We start from the raw sequence: 567 nt of genomic DNA on the forward strand, positions 1-567 counted from the left end.
GCTGGCCGCCCTGTCCCAGGCCACCCGCGTCCACAGCCGCTATCTGATCGCGCTGGAGCAGAACGATTTCTCGGCCCTGCCGTCGCGGGTCTTCTCGATCGGCTATGTCCGCGCCTATGCGTCCGAGCTGGGGCTGGACGAGCAACTGGCGATCGAGCGGTTCAAGCGCGAAAGCCCGGACCCCTCGGTGCCGTTGCAGCCGCCGGTCGGCGTGGCCTTTGAAGAGGTCAGGCGTCATTCCCCCCGCGTCATCGCCGCCGTGGCCATACTGGTGCTGGCCGTGGTCGGCTGGAACGTGTTCCAGCGGGTCAGCCTGATCCGCGAGGCGCATCCGTCGGACATCGCCGAAGTGCCCGAAAGCTGGACCCTGGGCGCCGTGCCGGGCCAGACGGCCGAGCAGGGGCTGCGCCTGTCCGGGCCGCTGCCCGCGCCGCCGGACCAGACGGTGCCGGCCTTCTATGTGACCCGCGGCCTGGAAGAGCAGCTGGCCAATGTCGAGGTCAACGGCACGACCGCCGCCCTGACCCCGGTCAGCGTCGCCCCGGTGCAAAAGGCCTTCAACCCGCG

At 70.4% G+C, this 567-nt stretch carries 1 protein-coding gene; it reads left to right on the forward strand.

Going from position 1 to position 567, the window contains the following annotated elements; all coding sequences use genetic code 11:
• A partial coding sequence (locus tag ACK4SE_RS14205) for a helix-turn-helix domain-containing protein (RefSeq protein WP_409694027.1) occupies window positions 1–567 on the forward strand: 567 nt, incomplete at both ends.

Source organism: Brevundimonas sp., from assembly GCF_046293315.1.
Lineage (GTDB): Bacteria > Pseudomonadota > Alphaproteobacteria > Caulobacterales > Caulobacteraceae > Brevundimonas.